Origin of the sequence: Hymenobacter jeollabukensis, assembly GCF_005771675.1 — a bacterium.
Lineage (GTDB): Bacteria > Bacteroidota > Bacteroidia > Cytophagales > Hymenobacteraceae > Solirubrum > Solirubrum jeollabukense.
In genome coordinates, this window is sequence record NZ_VAJM01000008.1 from 275,238 (window position 1) to 296,696 (window position 21,459).

Annotated in this window: 23 protein-coding genes; 4 read left to right on the top strand and 19 right to left on the bottom strand. The window is 64.6% G+C overall.

The window, feature by feature from the left end:
- Positions 1–27 precede the first annotated feature (27 nt).
- From FDY95_RS16590 to FDY95_RS16675, 18 genes are all read right to left on the bottom strand, one after another.
- Positions 28–2,373 (bottom strand): xanthine dehydrogenase family protein molybdopterin-binding subunit, encoded by a 2,346-nt coding sequence (locus tag FDY95_RS16590; RefSeq protein WP_138079476.1) that lies wholly within the window; start codon positions 2,371–2,373, stop codon positions 28–30.
- 262 nt (positions 2,374–2,635) lie between these two features.
- Positions 2,636–3,619, bottom strand: a complete 984-nt coding sequence (locus FDY95_RS16595; protein ID WP_138079478.1) for an FAD binding domain-containing protein — start codon at positions 3,617–3,619, stop codon at positions 2,636–2,638.
- A 119-nt stretch (positions 3,620–3,738) separates the two neighbouring features.
- On the bottom strand, positions 3,739–4,362 hold the full coding sequence (locus FDY95_RS16600) for a (2Fe-2S)-binding protein (protein ID WP_138079480.1): 624 nt from the start codon (positions 4,360–4,362) through the stop codon (positions 3,739–3,741).
- A 321-nt stretch (positions 4,363–4,683) separates the two neighbouring features.
- Positions 4,684–5,574 (bottom strand): helix-turn-helix domain-containing protein, encoded by an 891-nt coding sequence (locus FDY95_RS16605; protein WP_171025721.1) that lies wholly within the window; start codon positions 5,572–5,574, stop codon positions 4,684–4,686.
- Between the two features lie 169 nt (positions 5,575–5,743).
- The gene (locus tag FDY95_RS16610) at positions 5,744–6,112 is read right to left on the bottom strand and encodes a cyclophilin-like fold protein (protein ID WP_138079484.1); all 369 of its coding nucleotides are present in this window, start codon (positions 6,110–6,112) and stop codon (positions 5,744–5,746) included.
- A gap of 18 nt (positions 6,113–6,130) precedes the next feature.
- Positions 6,131–6,625 carry a (R)-mandelonitrile lyase gene (locus FDY95_RS16615; RefSeq protein WP_138079486.1) on the bottom strand — a complete coding sequence of 165 codons (495 nt, stop codon included), beginning with the start codon at positions 6,623–6,625 and terminating at the stop codon, positions 6,131–6,133.
- 36 nt (positions 6,626–6,661) lie between these two features.
- Entirely contained in the window at positions 6,662–7,234 is a 573-nt protein-coding gene (locus FDY95_RS16620; RefSeq protein WP_138079488.1) for a sugar O-acetyltransferase, read from the bottom strand.
- 86 nt (positions 7,235–7,320) lie between these two features.
- A complete protein-coding gene (locus tag FDY95_RS16625) occupies positions 7,321–7,776 on the bottom strand; it encodes a putative quinol monooxygenase (RefSeq protein WP_138079490.1) in 456 nt (151 codons plus the stop codon).
- 11 nt (positions 7,777–7,787) lie between these two features.
- Positions 7,788–8,516, bottom strand: a complete 729-nt coding sequence (locus FDY95_RS16630; protein WP_138079492.1) for a carboxymuconolactone decarboxylase family protein — start codon at positions 8,514–8,516, stop codon at positions 7,788–7,790.
- A 77-nt stretch (positions 8,517–8,593) separates the two neighbouring features.
- Positions 8,594–9,004 carry a (R)-mandelonitrile lyase gene (locus tag FDY95_RS16635; RefSeq protein WP_138079494.1) on the bottom strand — a complete coding sequence of 137 codons (411 nt, stop codon included), beginning with the start codon at positions 9,002–9,004 and terminating at the stop codon, positions 8,594–8,596.
- A gap of 387 nt (positions 9,005–9,391) precedes the next feature.
- On the bottom strand, positions 9,392–9,994 hold the full coding sequence (locus tag FDY95_RS26995; RefSeq protein WP_138079495.1) for an acyltransferase: 603 nt from the start codon (positions 9,992–9,994) through the stop codon (positions 9,392–9,394).
- Positions 9,991–11,181 (bottom strand): 3-hydroxyacyl-CoA dehydrogenase NAD-binding domain-containing protein, encoded by a 1,191-nt coding sequence (locus FDY95_RS16645; RefSeq protein ID WP_171025722.1) that lies wholly within the window; start codon positions 11,179–11,181, stop codon positions 9,991–9,993. Before FDY95_RS16645 ends, FDY95_RS26995 begins: the two co-directional genes overlap by 4 nt.
- A 168-nt stretch (positions 11,182–11,349) precedes the next feature.
- Entirely contained in the window at positions 11,350–11,856 is a 507-nt protein-coding gene (paaD, locus tag FDY95_RS16650; RefSeq protein WP_138079497.1) for a 1,2-phenylacetyl-CoA epoxidase subunit PaaD, read from the bottom strand.
- A gap of 159 nt (positions 11,857–12,015) precedes the next feature.
- Positions 12,016–12,813 (bottom strand): 1,2-phenylacetyl-CoA epoxidase subunit PaaC, encoded by a 798-nt coding sequence (paaC, locus tag FDY95_RS16655; RefSeq protein WP_138079499.1) that lies wholly within the window; start codon positions 12,811–12,813, stop codon positions 12,016–12,018.
- 11 nt (positions 12,814–12,824) lie between these two features.
- Positions 12,825–13,112, bottom strand: coding sequence for a 1,2-phenylacetyl-CoA epoxidase subunit PaaB (gene paaB / locus FDY95_RS16660; protein WP_126692595.1), 288 nt, complete (start codon positions 13,110–13,112; stop codon positions 12,825–12,827).
- A 197-nt stretch (positions 13,113–13,309) separates the two neighbouring features.
- Positions 13,310–14,263, bottom strand: coding sequence for a 1,2-phenylacetyl-CoA epoxidase subunit PaaA (gene paaA / locus FDY95_RS16665; protein WP_138079501.1), 954 nt, complete (start codon positions 14,261–14,263; stop codon positions 13,310–13,312).
- Positions 14,264–14,486: 223 nt separating this feature from the next.
- Entirely contained in the window at positions 14,487–15,569 is a 1,083-nt protein-coding gene (gene paaE / locus FDY95_RS16670) for a 1,2-phenylacetyl-CoA epoxidase subunit PaaE (protein ID WP_138079503.1), read from the bottom strand.
- Positions 15,570–15,652: 83 nt separating this feature from the next.
- On the bottom strand, positions 15,653–16,237 hold the full coding sequence (locus tag FDY95_RS16675) for a TetR/AcrR family transcriptional regulator (protein ID WP_138079505.1): 585 nt from the start codon (positions 16,235–16,237) through the stop codon (positions 15,653–15,655).
- A gap of 358 nt (positions 16,238–16,595) precedes the next feature.
- On the opposite strand from FDY95_RS16675, the gene gap reads away from it, so the two are divergent.
- From gap to FDY95_RS16690, 3 genes are all read left to right on the top strand, one after another.
- Positions 16,596–17,600 carry a type I glyceraldehyde-3-phosphate dehydrogenase gene (gene gap / locus FDY95_RS16680; RefSeq protein WP_138079507.1) on the top strand — a complete coding sequence of 335 codons (1,005 nt, stop codon included), beginning with the start codon at positions 16,596–16,598 and terminating at the stop codon, positions 17,598–17,600.
- A 439-nt stretch (positions 17,601–18,039) separates the two neighbouring features.
- Positions 18,040–18,939, top strand: coding sequence for a diacylglycerol/lipid kinase family protein (locus tag FDY95_RS16685; protein WP_138079509.1), 900 nt, complete (start codon positions 18,040–18,042; stop codon positions 18,937–18,939).
- Between the two features lie 91 nt (positions 18,940–19,030).
- Positions 19,031–19,369 carry a translation initiation factor gene (locus FDY95_RS16690; RefSeq protein ID WP_138079511.1) on the top strand — a complete coding sequence of 113 codons (339 nt, stop codon included), beginning with the start codon at positions 19,031–19,033 and terminating at the stop codon, positions 19,367–19,369.
- An 83-nt stretch (positions 19,370–19,452) separates the two neighbouring features.
- Here the strand turns inward: FDY95_RS16690 and kdsB are convergent, their stop codons facing one another.
- Positions 19,453–20,199: a 3-deoxy-manno-octulosonate cytidylyltransferase gene (gene kdsB / locus FDY95_RS16695; protein WP_138079513.1), complete on the bottom strand. Its 747-nt coding sequence runs from the start codon at positions 20,197–20,199 to the stop codon at positions 19,453–19,455.
- A 213-nt stretch (positions 20,200–20,412) separates the two neighbouring features.
- Between kdsB and FDY95_RS16700 the strand changes: the two genes are divergently transcribed.
- Complete coding sequence (locus FDY95_RS16700) at positions 20,413–21,459, top strand: LysM peptidoglycan-binding domain-containing protein (RefSeq protein WP_138079515.1); 1,047 nt, start codon at positions 20,413–20,415, stop codon at positions 21,457–21,459.

Genomic DNA, 21,459 nt, shown 5'->3' on the forward strand with positions numbered 1-21,459 from the left:
ATGCGTACACTTTTCAAAAAAGGGCAGCTAAGCCGGCTGCCGCAGCGCGTCGAGCACCTTGTCGGGGGTGATGGGCAGGCTGCGCAGGCGCCGGCCGGTGGCGTGGAAAATGGCGTTGCCGACGGCGGCGGCCGTGCCCACGATGGACACTTCGCCGATGCCCTTTACGCCCATGGCGTTGATGTAGGGGTCGTGCTCGTCGATGAACTCCACGGTCATGTCCGGCACGTCGGCGTTGACGGGAATGTGGTAGTCGGCCAGCGAGGCATTGGTGTAGCGGGCCAGGTTCTGGTCGCGCACCGTCTGCTCCATCAGCGCCGCCCCGATGCCCATGATGGCCCCGCCCATAATCTGCGAGCGGGCGGTTTTGGGGTTCAGGATGCGGCCGCCGGCAATGACGCTGACCCACTTGGTGACGCGCACGGTGCCCAGCTCCGGGTCGACCTTCACCTCGCAGAAGTGTGCCCCGAAGGAGTGCATGCTGTGCTGGCCGGCGTCGTCCTTGCCCGCGTCGTCGGATTTGGCGTTGAGCGCGGCCTGGGCCGACTCGTAGCCCGCGCCGTAGCGGCCGGTGGCCATGCCTTCCACGTCGTCGAGGCCCGCGCGCTTCATCAGGGCGGCGAAATCTTCGCCCTTGCCGGGTGTCGCCTTGAGCTGCAGGCGGCCCTGCACCACTTCCACATCGGCCGGCTTGGCCCGGAACAGCGGCGACTTGGCGTCCATCACGGCCACCTTGATGAGCTTCTGCCAGGCATCCTGCGCCGCCAGGTATACCGACGACGACACGGTGCCGGCGGCCATCGAGCCGCCCGAAATGATGGTGGTCGGCAGCACCGTGTCGCCCAGCTCGAAGCGGACTTTGTCGGGGGTGAGGCCCAGGGCATCGGCGGCCACCTGCGTCATCACGGTGTAGGTGCCGGTGCCCAGGTCGGTGGCGGCGGCCTGGGCCACGGCGTGGCCGTCGGCGTAGAGGCGCACGCGGGCGTTGCCCTGCCCGCTGTGCACCGGGTAGCTGGCCGTGGCCATGCCCCAGCCCACCAGCAGTTTCCCGTCGCGGGTCTGGCCGTTTTGGGCGTTGCGTTGGCTCCAGCCAAACAGCTCGGCCCCGCGCTGGTAGCACTGCTTCAGGCTCTTACTGCTCCAGGGCTTGCCGGTGCTCGGGTCCTTGTCGGCGTGGTTGAGCAGGCGAATCTGGATGGGGTCCACGCCGACGCGGTAGGCCAAATCGTCCATGGCGCTTTCCAGGGCGAAGGAACCGGGTGCCTCGCCGGGCGCGCGCATGTAGGTGCTGGTCATCACGTTGGCCCGCGCCAGCTGCAGCTTGGCCTCGAAGGCCGGGCACTGGTAAAGCATGCCGATGATTTTGGCGTTGGTTTCGGCGTAGTCGTCCCAGGGCGAAGTAGTGGAGGTTTTCTCGTGCAGCAGGGCCAGTAGCTTGCCGTCCTTGGTGGCGCCCAGGCGCAGGGTTTGTTCCTGGTCTTCGCGGTGGCCCATGCCCGTAAACATCTGCGGGCGCGTCAGGGCCAGCTTCACCGGCCGGCCCACGGCCTTGGCGGCCAGCACCGTCAAGATGGTGTGGGGCCAGGTGCTGCCCTTGCAGCCGAAGCCGCCGCCGAGGTACTTCGTGATGACGCGCACCTGGTCGGCGGGCAGGCCCAGCATTTTGCTCAAGGACTTCTGCATCCAGGCCATGCCCTGGGCCGTGTCGTACACCAGCAGCCGGTCCGGGGCTTCCCAGTGGGCCGTGGTGGCGCCCGGCTCCATCGGGTTGTGGTGGTTCAGGGCGTGGGTGTAGGTGCCCGACAGCTGGATGGGCGCGCTGGCAAAGGCCGCCGCCGCGTTGCCGCGGCCTTCACCCGCGCCTTTGCCCTTGCTCGGGTCAAACCGCTGCGCTTTGGCGTCCTGGTACGAGGCGGTAGGGGCCTCGGGCGCTACCTGCACGCGCAGCAGGGCGGCGGCATGCTGGGCGTGCTCCAAGGTGTCGGCCACCACCATGGCCACGGGCTGGGCGGCGTAGTGAATCTGGTCGGAGGTCAGCGGTAGAAAGCCCATTTGCACGCCCATGCCAATGGTTTTTTTGCCCTCGGGCGTGTTGGGCGACACGGCAGGCTGGGGCAGGTTCTGGTGGGTAAGGATGGCCAGCACGCCGGGTACCCGTTGGGCCGCGCTGGCGTCGAAACCGGTGATGCGGCCCTTGGCCACGTCGCTGGTTTTGAAGACGGCGTGCGCCAGACCGGGCAGGTGGTTGTATTCGGCCGAGTACTTAGCCTGGCCCGTCACTTTGGCCCGACCGTCGACGCGGCTGAGCGGCTGGCCGACGACGCCCGGCGCGGCGTTGGTTTCGAAGAAAGCCGGTTCGGTTTCGGTGTTCATGGGGTTGGTGCTTGGTAGTTGGGGCTTGGGCAGCTTGCCTTGGGATATAATGCTGTTAAGTCGTCATGCAACTAGGTCGTCATGTCGAGCGAAGTCGAGACATCTCGCGTGCTGAGGTTGCGCCTCGTGTGCGCCTCACCCCCTGGCCCCCTCTCCGAAAAGGAGAGGGGGAGCTGGACAAAGCGGTAGAGATGCTTGACTACGTCGACCTTCGGTTCGTGGGGCCATGACATTCTTACTTCCGTCAATCGAAGCGGCTGGCTTAGCCGGCGACTTGCTGCAGGGCGCGCACCAGGGTGTTCTGGGCCAGCTCTACTTTGTAGCGGTTATGTTCCCGGGGCTGGGCGCCCTGCAGGGCGGCGGCGGCGGCGGCGCGGAAAGTGGCTTCGGTGGCGGGGGCACCGGTCAGCACCTTTTCGGCTTCGGGGCTGCGCCAGGGGCGGGTGCCCACGCCGCCCAGGGCCACGCGGGCCGCGCGGATGGTGCCCGATTGCACGTCGAGGCCCACGGCGGCCGAGGCCAGGGCGTAGGCGTAGCTGGCCCGTTCGCGCACTTTCAGGTAGGTGGAGCGGCGGGCGTGGGCGGTCAGCGGCAGGGTCACGGCCACAATCAGCTCCCCAGGCTCCAGCACGGTTTCGCGCTGGGGCGTGGTGCCGGGCAGCAGGTAAAACTCCGTTACGGGCACGCGGCGCTGCTTGCCCTTGGGGTTTTCCAGGGTCAGCACCGCGTCGAAGGCGGTCAGGGCCACGGCCAGGTCGCCGGGGTAGGCGGTGGCAATGCAGGCCTCAGAAGTGCCCAGGATGGCCAGGTTGTGGTTGTCGCCCTGCAAGGCGGGGCAGCCCGAGCCGGGCACGCGCTTGTTGCAGGGAAAGGCCGCGTCGCGGAAGTAGCCGCAGCGGGTGCGCTGCAGGATGTTGCCGCCGATGCTGGCCATGTTGCGCAGCTGGGGGGAGGCCGCCAGCAGCAAGGACTCCGACACGGCCGGAAACAGCTCCCGCACCAGGGCATGCTCGCCCACGTCGTTCATGCGCTCCATGGCCCCGATGCGCAGCCCGTCCTTGGTTTGCTCCACGCCCTTGAAGGGCAGCAGGTTGATGTCGATGAGCTGGGCGTGCTCCTCCAGGTTGGCCTTCATCAAATCCAGCAGCGTGGTGCCGCCGGCAATGTAAGCCGCCGTGGGCTCGTCTTTGCGCTGGCGCGTGGCTTCTTTGGCCGTGGTGGCCTGGGTGTAGCTGAAGTTGTTCATCCTTCGATTGGTGAAATGGTGAGATGGTGAACTGGTGAGTTTGGTGTTCAGGAAGCCGGTACCGCGCAGCTTGCGCAGGCAGAACGACACTCACTAATTCACCATCTCACCATTTCACCTCAGCCCCGCTGGGCCACCTCGCGCACGGCGGCCAGGATGTTGGCGTAGGCCCCGCAGCGGCAGAGGTTGCCGCTCATCCACTCGCGGGCCTGTGCGTCGGTGCCCGCGTGGCCTTCTTTCACGCAGGCCACGCCCGACATAATCTGGCCGGGCGTGCAGTAGCCGCACTGAAAGCCGTCGTGCTTGATGAAGGCTTCCTGCATGGGATGTAGCTGCTCGCCCTGGGCCAGGCCCTCAATGGTGGTTATTTCTTTGCCCTGCTGCATCACGGCCAGCGTCAGGCAGCTGTTGATGCGCCTGCCGTCGACGTGGACGGTGCAGGCGCCGCACTGGCCGTGGTCACAGCCCTTCTTGGTGCCCGTCAGGTCCAGGTACTCGCGCAGGGCGTCGAGCAGGGTCACCCGCGGCTCGATGCGCAGGGTGCGGGCCTGCCCGTTCACGCGCAGCGTCACCTCGGTAGCGCCCTCGATGGTTTTGGAGTAGGCCGTCAGGCGCTCGGCCTGCGCCACCAGCGGCGGGGCCAGGGCCAGACCCAGAATGCCCCCGGCCTGCTTCATAAAGGAGCGGCGGGAGCTGTCGTCCGGCTGCGGCGCGTCGGAATCAGGGAATAGATCAGACTGCATGGTGTTGAGGTTGGGTGAGGAAAAGCCGGCGCGGAAGCGCGGGTCCCGACGGAGCGACTGGAAAGGCTCCGATGGTAAGGAGCCGTTTCAGCCGAAGGATAAATGGCGTTGAGCAAAATCGTAGTGAATACGATGCTTATCCGTAAAAGTATCGGCCAATTATTCGCGTGGCTTACAACTTTCAAACGGATAACTACACTTTTCAAAGGGTAGGCCGGAAGGGCCCAACGACGGCCAGACGCACGGGCTGGCCGACAGCAAGCAACGCCCGTGCAGGCTGCGCATTCCGCCAGGGCTGTTTGGGGAAACGCGGGTGCTGGGTCAGGCCAGGGCTACGTGCGCCCGGCGGAAGGTGAGCGGGGTGGTGCCGGTGTGCTTCTTGAAGAAGTTATTGAAATAGGTCGGGTATTCAAAGCCCAGGCTGTAGGCAATTTCACCCACGCTCCAGTCGGTATGGGCCAGCAGCAGCTTGGCTTCCATCACCAGCCGCTCGTTGATGTGGCTGGTGGTCGACCGGCCCGTCACCTCCTTCACCATGGCATTCAGGTGGTTGACGTGGATGGCCATGCGGTCGGCGTAGTCGCTGGCGGACTTGAGCACCGGCTCCCGCAGCTGGGCCGTGACAGGGAACTGCACTTCCAGCAGGTTCAGAAACAGCGAGGTGATGCGCTCCGCCGCGTTGACGGGCGCGTGCTGGGCCGTGGCGGGCTGCAGGCGGGCGGCTTCGTGGATGATGATGGAGAGCTGGTTGCGCAGCAGGTCGTCCCGGTGGGCGTAGTCCGACTGCAAGTCCCGGCGCATGCGGGTGAAGGCGTCGGTGAAGTAGCGCAGCTGCTCCGCGTCGAGGAAGTACACCGGGTTGCCTTCCACCTTGTAGAGCACGGTGTCTTTCAAGCTCACGCCGCGCATGGCCGAGTGCAGAAACGACTCGGAAAAGCAGCACAGGTGGCCCTGCTGGTCGGTGGAGCCCTCCACCACTTCCCAGGCGTAGGGAATCAGGCGGTTGGTAAACACCAGCGCGGGCCGGTCGACGGCGTAGCTGCGGGTGGTATAGTGCAGCTCGTTGGCGCCTTCCACCACCAGCACCACCTTGAACATGTCGCGGCGGTCGAAGTTGCTCATGCCACAGCGGGCTTCGTGCATGGTCAGCACTTCGATGTCCGCGGTGGCGAAAACCGGTGCAGGCGGCGGGAAGGCGCGGGAAGTGGTCATGGGGTTGCTCAGCGCTTTGGCCAACAGGCGGCGTTGCTGTAAACCTGTAACAGACGCGGGCAGCTGGGGTTTTGTTGCCGACATAAGCGCAAACGAAAGGAGAAGAGGAACAACGGCTTTTACCAGGCGGGCAGCGGGAACAGATGCCGGGCCCTCCCGGGCCGCCGCGTTAGGGCAGCAATTCCAGCTTCACCATCACCGGGCCAGCCGCGCGAAACACCTCCACGTCGCCCTCCAGCTTGCCCAGTACTACCAGGCCAGCGGAGTGGCGGAAGGGGCGGTAGAACAGGGCCAGGTTGCCCCAGGGCGCGTAATAAGCCAGGTCGCCAGCGGCGGGCGTGTGCCCGGTGGGGGCGCCCTGGGTAGATAGCCGCGCGGGCAAGTCACTGATTTTTTCGGTGCCGGCGTAGTCCTGCAGGCTAAGGGTGAGCGGCAGCAACGCCGCAAAGTCGCGGGCCGCGGCGTTGTCGTACAGCGTGGCGGTCAGCACCTGCGCACCCATGCTAATGCGCAGCTTTGGCGGATTCAGCGTTTCCATCGGGTTGGGGTCGGGCAGTCACTGGTAGCTGTTGTACTCCTGGTCCGTCACCGGCCGGCCCCAGGTCACGATGCCCTTTTCGGTGTTGACGTTGAGGGCAATATGCGTCATGGCCTGCCGGGGCGAGGCGCCGTGCCAGTGCTCCACGCCGGGCAGGGCCTTCACCACCTCGCCCTTGCGCAGCAGCCGCACCGGCTGGCCCTTTTCCTGGTAGTAGCCCACGCCATTGGTTACCATCAGAATCTGGCCGGCCGGGTGGGTGTGCCAGTTCGAGCGGGCGCCGGGCGAAAAGCTCACGCTGCTGCTCGTGCAGTTGAAGGCCGGCTCGTCCTTCACCAGCGGGTACACGTGCACCACGCCGGTAAAATTCTGGGCCGGCGCCCGTTCGCCCTTGGGAAAAATGGCGCCCGGGGCCGCCGCCGATTTGGCGGCCGGCGCCGGCGGAGTGGTCTGGGCGAAATTGACCAGGCCGATGCTTACGGCCAGGACAGAAGTCAGGGCAATGCGTTTCATGGAAGGGGGTTAAGGGAGTGACTTGGCAAAGGCCGCTTACAGGTGCTTGACCACCCGCGCCGGTACGCCCGCCACAACGCTGTTGGCCGGCACGTCCTTGGTCACCACCGCGCCGGCGCCCACAATGGCGTTTTCGCCGATGGTCACGCCGGGCATCACCGTCGCGTTGGCCCCCAGCCAGGCGCCCCGCCGGATGACGATAGGCCTGGAATACGTGCTGCGCCGCTGCCCCGGCGCGGTCGGGTGGTTGGTGGTGATGAGGTTCACCTTCGGCCCGATCAGCACGTCGTCTTCCAGCGTGATGCCGCCCCGGTCCATGAAGGTACAGGCATGGTTCACGAACACGTTGCGGCCGATCCGGATGTTGTGGCCGAAGTCGGTGTAGAAGGGAGGAATCAGGAAGAAGGTGTCGTCGACGGGCCGGTTGATGAGCTGGCTGAACACGCGGTTGACCTGCGCGTTGTCGTCCACCGGCATGGCGTTCAGCTCCGAGCTGAGCCGGATGGCCTGGCGGATGACGGCGTAAATCTGCGGGTAGTCCGGGTCGTCGAGAGAAATGACCTCGCCGGCCAAATCCCGCTCAAAAATGCTTCGGGCTTGGGGCTTCATAGGTTCCGTAAGCGCAAATAGTTAAATAAGCCGCCTCCGACTTGGTGGAAGCCTCAAAATCTTCCGGGAACAAGGCTTAGGTGACGCTATTTCACCGGCACGTTGGGCAGCAGCGGTTCGGTTTCGGTGAGTTCGAGCGACTTTACCATGTGTTGCGTGCCAGTCTTGTATTTCAGAAAATGCGACGTCTTCAGGTGTGCTTCGTACGCGGCTTGGCTGGCGTAGATTTCCAAGATGGTAATGCGCGTGGGCGCATTTTTTTCCGCCACGGCGTAGAGCGTTAGCACACCTGGTTCCAGCCGTAGCGACGTTTCTATTTCCTCCCGAAGCGCCGCCCGGTAGCGCGGCAGCTGCTCCGGATAGATTTCTAGTCTGGCCAGTCGCACGAGCTTGCCTGGCTCCTGGGCCGCGGCCGGTCGGCTCGCCAGCAACAGCGCAATGGTGCCCGCGAGTAATAGGGCGCTACGCCGGAAGCTTCGCGCTGGGAGGGCCGGAGACTGATCGGATGCAGCCCGTACCCGTCTAAGAAGAGAAGGTGTCATAGGCTCTTGGGTTATTTTTTTGTGGGGTTCAGCACTTTCGTCAGTACGGCGCGGGCTGCATCGGCCTGGGGTTTGCCCACGGCCGCCTCGCTGAGCGTGATGAGCTGCTGCAGCTGCGCGGCGGTCAGCCCCACGTGCAGGCCGATGCCGAGGTGGGACTGCAGCTGGGGCTCCACGCCGCCCAGACTCACCAGGGCGGCAATGGTGGCCAGCTCCCGCTCCGGATACGTCAGCACGTCGCGCTCGAAGATGTCGGCAAACAGGTGCTCCTTCAGAAACCGGTCGAGTTCCGGGCTGAAGGCGTTGGCGCCGGTTTTCGGATTGGGCTCCGGCCGGCCGGTCAGCTGCTCCAGGGTCTTCCGGCCGCGCTCGTACCTGGGCTCGGTGCTGCGGATAGGGGAGGCTTCTCGGCCCACCGGGTCCTGAATGCCGCGGGCTTTTCGCTCGTCCAGCACCTTCATCAGGGTGTTGATGCCGTTCAGGCTGCGCGGAAAGCCGCAGTAGGCGTAGAGCTGCACCAGCACTTCCTTGGCCTCGTTCACGCTCAGGCCCGCGTCGAGGCCCTGGGCCAGCGCGTCGTGCAGGTGGGGCAGGTCGCCCTTGGCGGTGTAAGCGGCGATGCTAACCAGGGCCTGCTGCCGTTTGGTGAGCGGGGCGGTGGATTGGGCGGTGGTGGTCATGACAAAGAATAGCAGCAGGGCGGCGGTGAAAGCGCCTGCCAGCAAAAGGGTACGCTTCATAAGCCAGGGTTTGTGAGCAAAAAAGCCGCCGACCCCAGCCGACGGGGCGCCAGCCAGGCGGCGCGTTCAGCCGGCGCTTACGGATGCGCGGCGCGGTATTCTTCGTCCGTGACGGGCTGCTGCCAGTCGGCCACGCCCCGGCCGACGCCAGGATTGATGGCCAGGTGGGTAAAAAGGCTGTCGGCGGTGGCGCCGTGCCAGTGCACCACGCCGGGGGCAATGCTCACCGCGTCGCCGGCCCGCAGCAATCGGGCGGGCTGGCCCTGCTCCTGGTAGTAGCCCCGGCCGGCCGTCACCACCAGGATCTGCCCGGCCGGGTGGGAGTGCCAGTTGTTGCGCGCCCCCGGCTCGAAGGTGACGTCGCCCACGGTGCAGTCCGTCGGGTTGGCCCCGACGAGCATGGTGACCCAGGCGGTGCCGGTGAAGTATTCCGCCGGGCCGCGCTTGGTGCCGGCCGGCGACTGAGGAGTGTTGGTTGGGTTGCTCATAAGGGGCAGATACGGATAGGAGGGCGAATCGGCGGCTAGCTGATGGCCAGATGCTTAGGCAGCACCCGCGGCGCCAGTTAAGGTGATTTGCAACGCCTGCCGCCGCCTCGAAAAGCACATCACAAAGGTCCCCTGCCTTGCCCCGGGCTGGGTAACGACAATCAAAGCAACCAGTAAGAATTTCAAATAATCAGGCCGGATGCGACGACGTGACGCGGCCAATGGATTGATAACGGCTTGGCCAGAGGCTTCTTCACGGAGAAGCGCTGACTACGGCAAGGGCGGATATAGCTGCCTAACGATTACGAAAAAGGCCGCTCAGCTTGCTGAGCGGCCTTTGGTTGTTGCATCGGCTGATGAAAGCACGGCCGTTCGGGCCGGCTGTGCTTATTCCGACTGGGCCTTGCGCTCGGCCCAGGTGGCGTAGCCGCCGGCCTGCACGGCGCGGTCGGCGGGCACTTCGCGCAGCGGCTCGCAGGGCTGCAGGGTGGCGTGCAGGTCGGCCGGGAGTTGCATGTAAATCTGCGTGCCCTCGGTTTTCCAGGCCAGCATGTCGTCGCTCACCTGCCGGATGATTTTGTGCGGATTGCCCACCACCAAGCTGCGCGGCGGAATCACCTCGTCGGCCCGGATGAAGCTCAGCGCCCCGATGATGCTTTCGTCGCCGATGACCACGCGGTCCATGACGACGGCGTTCATGCCCACCAGCACGTTGCGGCCCACGGTGGCGCCGTGAATGATGGCCCCATGCCCGATATGGGCCATTTCGTGCAAATGCACGGTAGTGCCGGGAAACATGTGCACGGTGCAGTTTTCCTGCACGTTGCAGCCGTCCTCGATGATAATCTGCCCCCAGTCGCCGCGAATGGCCGCGCCGGGGCCGATGTACACCTGCCGGCCGATGATGACGTTGCCCGTCACCGTGGCCTGCGGATGCACGAAGGCCGTTTCGTGGACCACCGGCACGATGCCGTTGAAGGAGTAAATCATGCGGAGTGGCTGGCTACCGTAGCGGGGAAGAACGACTGGCCGGATTTGACGAGGCGGCGCAGCAGCGGGCTGGCGCGGTAGCGGTCCTCGTGGTACTCGTCGTAGAGCGCGTCGAGGGTTTGGAGCACGGCGGGCAGGCCCAGCTCGTCGGCCCAGCGCAGCAGGCCCTTGGGGTAGTTCACGCCCTTGGTCATGGCCAGCTCCAGGTCTTCGCGGGAGGCTACGTTCAGGGCCAGTGCGTCCACGGCTTCGTTGATGAGCATGGCCAGCACGCGCTGCAGAATCTGGTGACCCAGGGCCGGGTCGCGGGTGGGTTCGGGCATGGCGGCGCCCTCGCGGTAGTCGTAGAAGCCCCGGCCCGATTTGCGGCCGTAGTAGCCGGCCTCGAACAGGCGCTTCTGGGTGAACGAGGGCTTGAAGCGCGGGTCGAAGAAGAAGGCGGTGAAGACCGATTCGGTGACGCGGTAGTTCACGTCGTGGCCGATGAAGTCCATCAGGGCAAACGGGCCCATGCGGAAGCCGCCCAGCTCGGTCAGCGCCCAGTCGATGGTGGCCGCGTCGGCCACGCCTTCTTCTAGCAGCCGGATAGCCTCGCCGTAGTAGGGCCGGGCAATGCGGTTGACAATAAAGCCCGGCGTGTCCTTGCACACGACCGGCAGCTTGCCCCAGCTCTGCACCAGCGCCTTGATTTCGTCGGCCAGCCCGGCGCGGGTCTGCACCGCCGGAATAACTTCCACCAGCTGCATCAGCGGGGCGGGGTTGAAGAAGTGGATGCCGATAAACCGCTCGGGTCGCTGGCAGGCCGCGGCAATGCTGGCAATGGACAGCGACGAGGTATTCGTGGCCAGCACGCAGCTGGCCGTTACCACCGCTTCCACGTCGCGGAACACGGCCTGTTTCACGCCCAGCTCCTCCACAATGGCCTCGATGACCAGCCCGCAGGCGGCAAAGCACTGCAACTCGGAGCAGGTGCGCACGCGGGCAATGGCGGCCTCGACTTCGGCCGCATCGAGCTTGCCCTTTTCGGCCAGCTTGCGCAGGTTGGTGCCGATGCCGACGGTAGCGCGCTGCAGGGCGGCGGCGTTCAGGTCAAACAGGAACACGGGGTGGCCGGCCTGGGCTACCACCTGCGCAATGCCCGCGCCCATGGCGCCGCTGCCGATGATACCGATGGTAATCTTTTCCATGCGGGAATAAGGTAGGAGGGAAGGGTCAGGAGTCAGACTCTCAGAACGTCATGCCGAGCTTGCCGAGGCATCTCGCTCGATGGTATTCTGCTCGTTGAACGGCGTTTACTATCCGCCGTCAGCACGCGAGATGTCTCGACAAGCTCGACATGACGGGCTAACGGCCAATCAGTGGCACTTGAAGTAATCGAAGGGCTCCAGGCAGTCGTTGCACTGGTAATGCGCCTTGCAGGCGGTGGAGCCGAACTGGCTGACGAGCCGGGTGTTGGTGGACTGGCAGTGCGGGCAGCGCAGCACCGGCTCCTGCCCGAACAGGTTGAGCACGTGGCCCGTAGCGTCTTGGGGCGGGGCAATGCCGTAAGCTTCCAGCTTCTGCTTGCCGGCCTCCGACATCCAGGCCGTCGTCCAGGCCGGGCTGAGCTGGTTGTGGATGTGCAGCCTGGTGATGCCCTCGGCCAGCAGCCGCAGCCGGATATCGGTGGCAATGGTGTTCATGGCCGGGCAGCCGGAGTAGGTCGGCGTGATGGTCACGTGCACCTCGTCGCCCTCCAGCCGCACCCCGCGCACGATGCCCAGGTCCAGGATGCTGAGCACCGGCACCTCGGGGTCGGAAACCTCCTCCAGCAGCTGCCAGATGCGGTCCTCGGTGAGAGAAAGGTTGGTAGTTACGGTCATGCTGAGCGCGGCCAGGGCATTTAGTGGGCTTTATCGCCCGTCATGTCGAGCGAAGTCAAGACATCTCGCGTGCTGATATCAGGTAGCAAACTCAATGAGAGAATTACTATCGAGCGAGATGTCTCGACTTCGCTCGACATGACGTTCGTGTTGCTCGTCCTACCAGGTTAGGCCCGGGTAGGTACGCTGCAGGTACTGCAGCTCGGCCAGTAGGTAGCCCAGGTGCTCAGAGTGGCGGCCGGTTTTGCCGCCTTTCTGCATGAATACGCCCTGGGGCACCGGCAGCGTGGCTTCCGCGAATACCCGCGTCACGTGCTCGTCGATCTGCTGCTGAATGGCCGCGTAATCGGGCACGAAGCCGGCCTGCTGCAACGCCTGCTCGGTGGCGCTGGGCGTGGTCAGCTCGCCGCTGTAGCGCCAGAGGGCAGTAATGGCGGCTTCCACGCGGCGGCGGCTTTCATCGGTGCCGTCGCCGAGGCGGATAATCCACTCGGCGCTCCATTTCACGTGGTAGGCGGCTTCCTTTACCGATTTCTCGGCAATGGCGGCCAGCTGCTGATCGGGGCCGGCCTGCAGTTGCAGCAGCAGGTGGTAGTGGAAGGCGTCGTAGAGGAACTGCCGCACGATGGTGTGGGCGAAGTCGCCGTTGGGCTGCTCCACCAGCAGCGGGTTACGGTACTCCACCGCACTGCGCAGGTAAGCCAAATCATCCTCGGTGCGGCCCCGGCCTTCCAGCTCGGCCGCGTACTGGTAGTAGCTGCGCGCCTCGCCCAGCAGGTCGAGCGAGATATTGGCCATGGCCAAGTCCTGCTCCAGAATGGGGCCGTGCCCGCACCACTCCGAGAGGCGGTGGGCCAGGATGAGGCTGGTATCGGCCAGCTGCAGCACGAAGGCAAGCAGCTGCTGGCGCACTTCGGCCGACACGTCGGGCACGACGATGGTGTGGGTTTCCTGCATGGTCAGCCGAATTACATGTGCTTGATGGAGTCCGGCACCGTGTAGAACGTGGGGTGCCGGTAGATTTTGTCGTTGGCCGGCTCGTAGAAGGCGGCCGCGTCGTCGGGGTTGGAGGCGTGCACGTGCTTGGATTCCACCACCCAGATGCTCACGCCTTCGAGGCGGCGGGTGTACACGTCGCGGGCGTTCTGGATGGCCATTTCGGCGTCGGCGGCGTGCAAGGAGCCCACGTGCTTATGGTCGAGGCCCTGCTTGCTGCGGATGAAAACTTCCCACAGCGGCCATTCTTTCTGGGACATGTTGTAGTCGCCTCACCCCCTGGCCCCCTCTCCGAAAAGGAGAGGGGGGACTAGCTCTAGCTTCTTAGTTGCTAGAACTTGTCCCAGCCAGCGGGAAGAGGTGTTAAGAGGTTGGGAGAGAAGAAGCTAAAAACTAGAAGCTAGTTCCCCCTCTCCTTTTAGGAGAGGGGGCTAGGGGGTGAGGCGAAAAGAGGCGCCTAAGCCGCGGCCGTTTCAGCGCGTTGTCGGCGCTTTTCGGCGTGGGCCAGGGCGGCTTCGCGCACCCAGGCGCCGTCTTCGTGGGCCTGCACGCGGGCCTGCAGCCGTTCGCGGGAGCAGGGGCCGTTGCCCTTCACCACGTCCCAGAACTCGGCCCAGTCCACGTCGCCGAAGTCGTAGCCCTGCTTGGTTTCGTTCCACTGCAGCTTGTCGTCGGGCACGGTAAGGCCCAGGAACTCGGCCTGGGGCACCATCATGTCCACGAATTTCTGGCGCAGCTCGTCGTTGGTAAAGCGCTTGATGCGCCACTTCATCGACTGCTCGGTGTTGGGCGAGTCGGCGTCCTTGGGACCGAACATCATCAGCGTGGGCCACCACCAGCGGTTCAGCGCCTCCTGGGCCATCTGCTTCTGGGCCGGCGCGCCTTCGCACAGGGTTTGCATGATTTCGAAACCCTGGCGCTGGTGGAAGCTTTCTTCCTTGCACACGCGCACCATGGCCCGGGCGTAGGGACCGTACGAGGTGCGGCACAGCGGCACCTGGTTCAGAATGGCCGCCCCGTCCACCAGCCAGCCGATGGTGCCCATGTCGGCCCAGCTCAGGGTGGGGTAGTTGAAGATGCTGCTGTACTTGGCCTTGCCCGAGTGCAGGTCGGCCAGCATCTGGTCGCGGGAGGCGCCCAGGGTTTCGGCGGCGGAGTAGAGGTAGAGGCCGTGGCCGGCTTCGTCCTGCACCTTGGCCAGCAAAATGGACTTGCGCTTGAGCGAGGGGGCCCGCGTAATCCAGTTGCCTTCCGGCAGCATGCCCACCAGCTCGGAGTGCGCGTGCTGGGAAATCTGCCGGATCAGCGTCTTGCGGTACGCCTCGGGCATCCAGTCCTTGGGCTCGATGCGCACGTCAGCGTCGATGCGGGCCTGAAATTGTTCTTCCTGGGTGAGTTCAGCCGTTTCCATAGGAGGCTAACAAAGATTTACTAACGGGCGTTAGCAAAAGTGGGAAATATTTCTGCTGGGCTTGGAGCGGTGACTCAAGAACGTCATTCCGAGCGAAGCCGAGGAATCTAGCTTGATAGTAATTCTCTCGTTGAACGAGGAGGTTACTATCGTGCATCAGCACGCGAGATGTCTCGACAAGCTCGACATGACGTTCCGTGTCGGCTCGTTCAGTGACGTCGTACTACTGGTCGAAATCCACGCTGACCGTTTCCGAGGTCGGGCGGGCCTGGCAGCTAAGTACGTAGCCTTTGGCCACTTCGGTGTCGGAGAGGGAGTAGTTCACGTCCATTTCCACCGTGCCCTCCGTCACGCGGCAGCGGCAGGTGCTGCACATGCCGTTTTTGCACGAATAAGGGGCGTCGATGCCGCGCTCCAGCAGCGCGTCGAGCACCGTGTCGCCGTAGTAAGACATTTCCAGCGGGTACTTCGTGCCTTCCAACTGCACCGTCACGCGGCTGTGCTTGTCGTCTTCGCCGACAGGACGCTGCTGCTGCCGCTCCGCTTTCCGTTTCTGCCCTTCTTCGCCGGCGGTGAACATTTCGAAGTGCACCTTTTCGGGCGCCACGCCGGCTTCGGTCAGGGCTTCTTTCACGCCCAGAATCATTTCCTCCGGACCGCAGAGGAAGGCCTCGTCGATTTCCTGGGGCGGAATGATTTTCTGCAGAAACTGCTGGGCCTTAGCCTTGTCGATGCGGCCGAAAAACAAATCCGCGTCGCCGTGCTCCCGGCTCAGGATGTGGTACACGCTCAGCCGGTCCACGAACTTGTTCTTCAGGGCCTCAATCTGCTCCTTGAAGATGATGGAGTTGCGCCCCCGGTTGCCGTAAATCAAGTACACCTGGCTGCCCGGCTCGGTGAGCAGGATGGTTTTCAGAATGGACATGACCGGCGTGATGCCCGAGCCGGCCGCGAAGGCCACGTACAGCTTCTGGTGCGCGGGGTGCAGGTCGGTGTAGAAATGGCCCATTGGCGGCATTACCTCCAACTCCTCGCCCACGCGCAGCTGCTGCACGGCATGCGAGGAAAACCGCCCCTCCGGCACCTGCTTGATGGCCACGCGCCACTCCTTGTCGAGCGGGCTGCTGCAGATGGAGTAGGAGCGGCGCAGCTCCTCGCCGTTCAGCTCGCGCCGAAACGTGAGGTACTGCCCCTGGGTGAAGCGAAACGTGTCCTGCAAATCGGCCGGCACGTCCAGGGCCACCGATACGCAGTCCGGCGTCTCGCGCACGATGCTCTTGATCTTGACTTTATGAAAACGGCTCATGTGTTTTAGTTGTCCGTTGTCAGTTGCGAGTTGTCAGGCAGAAGTCAGTAAGAGCTGACAACGGACAACCCGAAACTGGCAACTCATTTAGCCAGCCCGCTCAGCAGCATGGCGACGATGTCATTTTCCAGCTCCTCGGCCGACAGCTCCCGGCCGGGGCGGTACCACAATTCCACCCAGCGCACCGCCGAGAGGATGGTGAACAGGGCCACTGAGGGGTGCAGGGCCTGAAACTCACCGGCCGCCACGCCCTGCTCGATCAGCCGGGCAAAGCCCTGCTCGTAGCTCTTGCGGGCCTGCTTGAAGGCGGTCAGCTGGGGCTCGGGCAGGTATTTCCAGTCGTGGTTGGCCACCGATACGGCCGGGCCTTCCTCCACCATCAGCCGGATGTGCAGCCGGATCAGCGCCTCCACCTTGGCCGCGTACGTGGCCTGCGGGGTCTGCTCGATTTCGGCCAGCTGGGAGATGTAGATACCGGCAATGCGCTGGCAGATCAGCTCCAGGATTTCGTCCTTCGACTTGATGTAGTTGTACATGCTGGCCGCCTCCAGCCCCACGTTGCCGGCCAAATCGCGCATGGAGGTGCCGCCGTAGCCCTTCTCCTTGAAGAGCTTGGCCGCTTCGTCCAGAATAAACTGGCGGCGGATGGTTTTCTTGGTCGTGAGCATGCTGGTGGGAGGGAAGGGCGAGTCGGGGCAGGCAAGTTACTGCTTTTTCTAACAACTGTTCGTAAGAGCTGGGCAGTCGAAAATTTCGGCAAACAAGCCGGGCCAGCGGCGGTTTAAGCAGCAGAATCCGGCTCCGCGGGGCCGGAACTCCTTGTTGTATACAAGGGCGAAACCGCGGCGGCGCGCCGGAAACAACCGGGCCAGTAGGCCCCGCTGCCGACTAATTCCGGCCTGCCCCGGCCCGGCCGGGGCAGTGCAGGAGAGTTAGGTTGGCATTTCTCCCCAAGCCGTGTACCTTCGCCCGCGCATTCTCTCCATCGGCCCGGAGCTTGGGGCCCAAACCGTTTCCTTTCCCCTTATGGCTAAAATCAAAGTTGCCATCAACGGCTTCGGCCGCATTGGCCGCCTGACGTTCAAGTCGCTGCTGAGCCGCCCGAACGTGGAGGTAGTCGCTATTAACGACCTGACCGACAACAAGACGCTGGCCCACCTGCTGAAGTTTGACTCGGTGCACGGCCGCTTCGATGGCACCGTGACCTACGACGAAACCAGCCTGACCGTCAACGGCCAGCGCATTGCGGCCCTGGCCGAGCGCGACCCGAAGCTGCTGCCCTGGAAGGACATGGGCGTGGACGTGGTGCTGGAATCTACCGGCCGATTCGTCGACGAGGCGGGTGCTGGTCAGCACCTGACGGCTGGTGCCAAGAAGGTCGTTATTTCGGCTCCGGCTACCGGCAACATTCCCACGGTGGTACTGGGCGTCAACGAAGACATCCTGACCGGCGACGAAACCATCCTCTCGAACGCCTCCTGCACCACCAACTGCCTGGCCCCGATGGCCAAGGTGCTGGATGATGCGTTCGGCATCGAGAAGGGCTACATCACCACGGTGCACGCCTACACCTCCGACCAGAACCTGCAGGACGCGCCCCACAAGGACCTGCGCCGCGCCCGCGCCGCCGCCTACAGCATCATCCCGACCTCGACGGGTGCCGCCAAGGCCGTGGGCCTGGTGCTGCCCCATCTGAAGGGCAAGCTCGACGGCGTGGCCATGCGCGTGCCCATTCCGGACGGCTCGACCACCGACCTGACGGTTATCCTGAAGCAGGAAGTAACCAAGGAGCAGATCAACGAGGCCGTGAAAAAGGCCGCCGAAGGTCCGCTGAAAGGCATCCTGGAGTACTCGACCGATCCGCTGGTGAGCATCGACATCGTGGGCAACCCGCACTCGTGCATCTTCGACTCGGAGCTGACCTCGGCCAACGGCACGCTGGTAAAAGTGGTGGGCTGGTACGACAACGAAACCGGCTACAGCACCCGCACCGCCGACCTGATCGAAAAGCTCGGCAACATGGTGAAGTAAGCTTCGCCTAGCTGATTTGAAAGCCAGCTCCGTTTCGGCGGGGCTGGCTTTTTTGCTGAATGCAGTTGAATAGGTATCATACGACGGTAGCACCAGCAGTCATTGCGAGCGAAGCGAAGCAACCTTTCCGCTAGCAGCACCGCCGATACAATCCCTATAAACCGAATCCAAAGCGGCTTATTTCGGGCGGTGTTCATTTGGCAGTCGGATGCTTGCCAGGACCGACTGCTTCGCCTTGTTCGCAATGATTGCCAGTGCGCCGCCGCTGAAATGAGCACCGCCCGAAACCGGTAATGCCCGTTTCAGGCGGTGCCGTTTTGGACGGTGCGGGTCGAGCCGTCGTGCCGCGAGAGGAAGGATTGCTTCGGCTGCGCCTCGCAATGACTGCCGTCCGAACCGTCCGCATCCGTTCCCATCAGCCCTCTATCTTTGCCGCCCTATGCCCGCCAACCTGTCGCGCCTGTGCTTCATCTTCAACCCGATTTCGGGTACCAACCGGCGCTTTGACCTGGCCGGGCTGCTGCATCGGCAGCTAGGCAAGCAGTACGCGCTGACCTACGAAATCCGCCCCACGGAGTACGCCGGCCACGCCGAGGAGCTGGCCCACGCGGCCGCGGCGGAGGGTTTTGGCATCGTGGTGGCGGTGGGCGGCGACGGGACGGTGAACGAGGTGGGCCGCGGGCTGCTGGGCACCGGCGCGGCTATGGCCGTGCTGCCCCGGGGCTCCGGCAACGGCCTGGCCCGGCACCTGGGCATCCCAATGGACGCGGCCGCGGCCGTCAGCCTGCTGCGCCGCCCCCGGGTGCTGCCTATCGACGTGGGCCGGCTGAACGGACGGCCGTTTTTCTGCACCGCCGGTTTGGGCTTCGACGCCCACGTGAGCCGCTGCTTTGCCGAAGCCGGCACCCGCGGCCTGGCCACCTACGTGCGGGTAGCTTTGCGCGAGTACGGCCGCTACCGCCCCACGCCCGTCACCATCGAGCTGGGCGAGCAGCAGCTGACGTCGGACTGCTACATGCTGGCCTTTGCCAACGCGGCCCAGTACGGCAACAACGCTTACATTGCCCCCCTGGCCGACATCCGTGACGGGCTGCTGGACCTTTGCCTGATCGACCAGATGCCGCTGAGCCGGGCCGTGCGCGTGGCCTACGGCCTGGCCGCCGGCACCCTGCCCAGTTCCGGGGCCGTAGTCTACCACACCGCCCGCACCATCCGCGTCACGGCGCCCAGGCCCCTGGGCTTCCACCTCGACGGCGACTTTGCCGGCGAAGCAGCCAGCTTCAGCGTGGAACTGGAGCCCCTGGGCCTGCCGGTGGTGGTCGGTACGGAGTTTAAGTAAATTGTCAAATGGTCGAATGGCCGAATGGCTGGCCGTTCTGACTCCGGAACGACCAGCCATTTAGCCATTTAACAATTCAGCCATTTAAAAGATGAGCAAGCAGAACCGCACCGGGGTGGTGTACTCGACCAACCCCGATTTCGAGTACCAGAACAACGAGGAGCCCACCGCCGCCACCCTGCCGCCCCAGCAGCAGCAGCTGCGCGTACAGCTCGATAAGAAGCAGCGCGGCGGCAAGCAGGTAACGCTGATTACCGGCTTCGTGGGCTGCGACGAGGACCTGCAGACCCTGGGCAAGACCCTGAAAACCAAGTGTGGCGTGGGCGGCAACGCCAAGGACGGCGAAATCCTCATCCAGGGCGACTTCCGCGAGAAAGTGCTGGCCGAGCTGCTCAAGCTGGGCTACAAGGCCAAGAAAATCGGCGGGTAGTCTTTTTTAATTCTGAATGATGAATTAAGGACTGGCGGATGGCAGGCAGATAACTGCTTTACAGCCATCCTCAAATTCATAATTCAGAATTCACCGCGCAGCTGCCGCAGGGCGCGCACCACGTCGTCGGGCGTGTCGATGCCGTGGGTGGCCAGGTCGGTTTCGGCGGTGCGGATGCGGAAGCCGTGGGCCAGCCAGCGCAGCTGCTCCAAGGACTCGGCCAGCTCCAGCGCGTCGGGAGCCAGCTGGGTGAGCTGCCGGAGCACCGCGGGGCGGTAGGCGTAGAGGCCGATGTGGCGCAGGAAGCGGTGGTGCTCCAGCCAGCTCATGCTCGGGTACTGGCGCAGGTAGGGGATGGGGTGGCGGCTGAAGTACAGCGCCTCCTGCTGGGCGCCGAGCACCACTTTCGGCAGGTGGGGGCTGAACAGCTCCTCCTGGCTGATAACCTGCTTGACCAGCGTCGCAATCTGCGTGTCGGGGTCGGCAAACAGGTCGATGAGGGCGTTGATCTGGGCAGGCTGAATGAACGGCTCGTCGCCCTGGATGTTGACCACGCAGTCCGCTTCCTGCCCGATTTGCTGGTAGGCTTCCCACACCCGGTCGGTGCCGCTGGGGTGGTCGGGGCGGGTGAGCACGGCCTCGCCGCCGAAACCCAGAACGTGGGCCAGAATCCGCTCGTCGTCGGTGGCCACCACCACGCGGTCGAGGGCGGCGCGGCGGGCCTGCTCCACCACGCGCTGAATCATGGACTTGCCGGCGAGGTCGACCAGCGGCTTGCCGGGCAGGCGGGTGGAGGCGTAGCGGGCGGGGATGATGCCGATACTGTGCATAAAAAGCGCGAAATGAGGGGCTAGGCGGCAGGGGCGCCGCGGCGGGGCGGGAGGTAGGACTGAGGCCGGCAAAATTGGCACGATGCTAGCCAAAATCCTGCGCCGCAGGCAACTTTCCGTATCTTTCGCCGAAGCAGCGCGGGGTTTGAGGGGACTGAACCACTTCTTTAACCCTGGCCCCCCGCGCGCTCTTTGCCGTACGCTTCCCTCCGTATGCCCCGAATTTCACCGACTCTCTCCGCCTTTTGCCTTTTCCTGTTTCCCCTGACTGCCCCGGCGCACCCCGCGCCGGCGCCCGACTCCCTGGGCGTGTTGGTGCAGCAGAATAAAACCTTCGTCCGGCACCGCGTAGCGCCTGGTGAAACGCTCTACGGCCTGGCCCGCCGCTATAAGGTATCGGTGGAGCAGATCATGGAAGCCAACCCCGGCATCAAGGGCGCCCTCGTCACGGGTCAGGAAGTGCTGATTCCGCGGGTACGGGCCGTGCTGCCCGCCACCTCGGGCACCGCTGCGGCCAAGCCCGCCGCTACGCCGGCCAGCAGCGCCTCCGCCCGCAGCCTGCCGACTGATGCGGCCGGCAACCACGTCTATAAAGTGCAGCCCGGCCAGACGCTGTTTGCCGTGGCCCGCAAGTTCGGCGTCAGCGCCAGCGCCCTGCAGAAGTACAACAGCAAGCAGCTGCCCGCCGATGGCGCCGTGAAAGCCGGCCAGACGCTCATCATCGTGCCCGCCGCCGGTGGCGCCGCCTCGGAGCCAGTAGCCGCCGCCCCGGCCTCTAAGCCCGCCCCGCCCACCAGCCGCCCCGAGCGCGACGACGAGGCCGAAAAGGAACGGGCCCGCGAGCGGGAAGCTGAGCGCGCCCGCGAAGCCGATAAAGCCCGCGAGACGGCGGCAGCAGCGTCGTCGCCAGCGGTCAGCAGCCCGGCCGCTCCGGCGCCCACGGCCGCTGCCGACGAGGAGAAAGAGCCTACCCGCGCCAGCGAAATCGTGCGCAAGGTGACGGAAAGCGGGGTAGCGGCCATCATCGAGGGCGGCAACTCCGAGAAGTACCTGGCCCTGCACAAAACCGCCCCGGTGGGCACCATCATGATGGTGCGCAACATCATGAACGGGCAGGTGGTGTACGTGCGCGTCATCGGCAAGCTGCCCGATACCGGCGACAACAGCGCCGTGCTCATCCGCCTTTCCCGCAAGGCCGTGGCCAAGCTGAACACGCCCGACCAGCGCTTCCGCGTCGAAACCTCCTATTTGCCGGAGTAA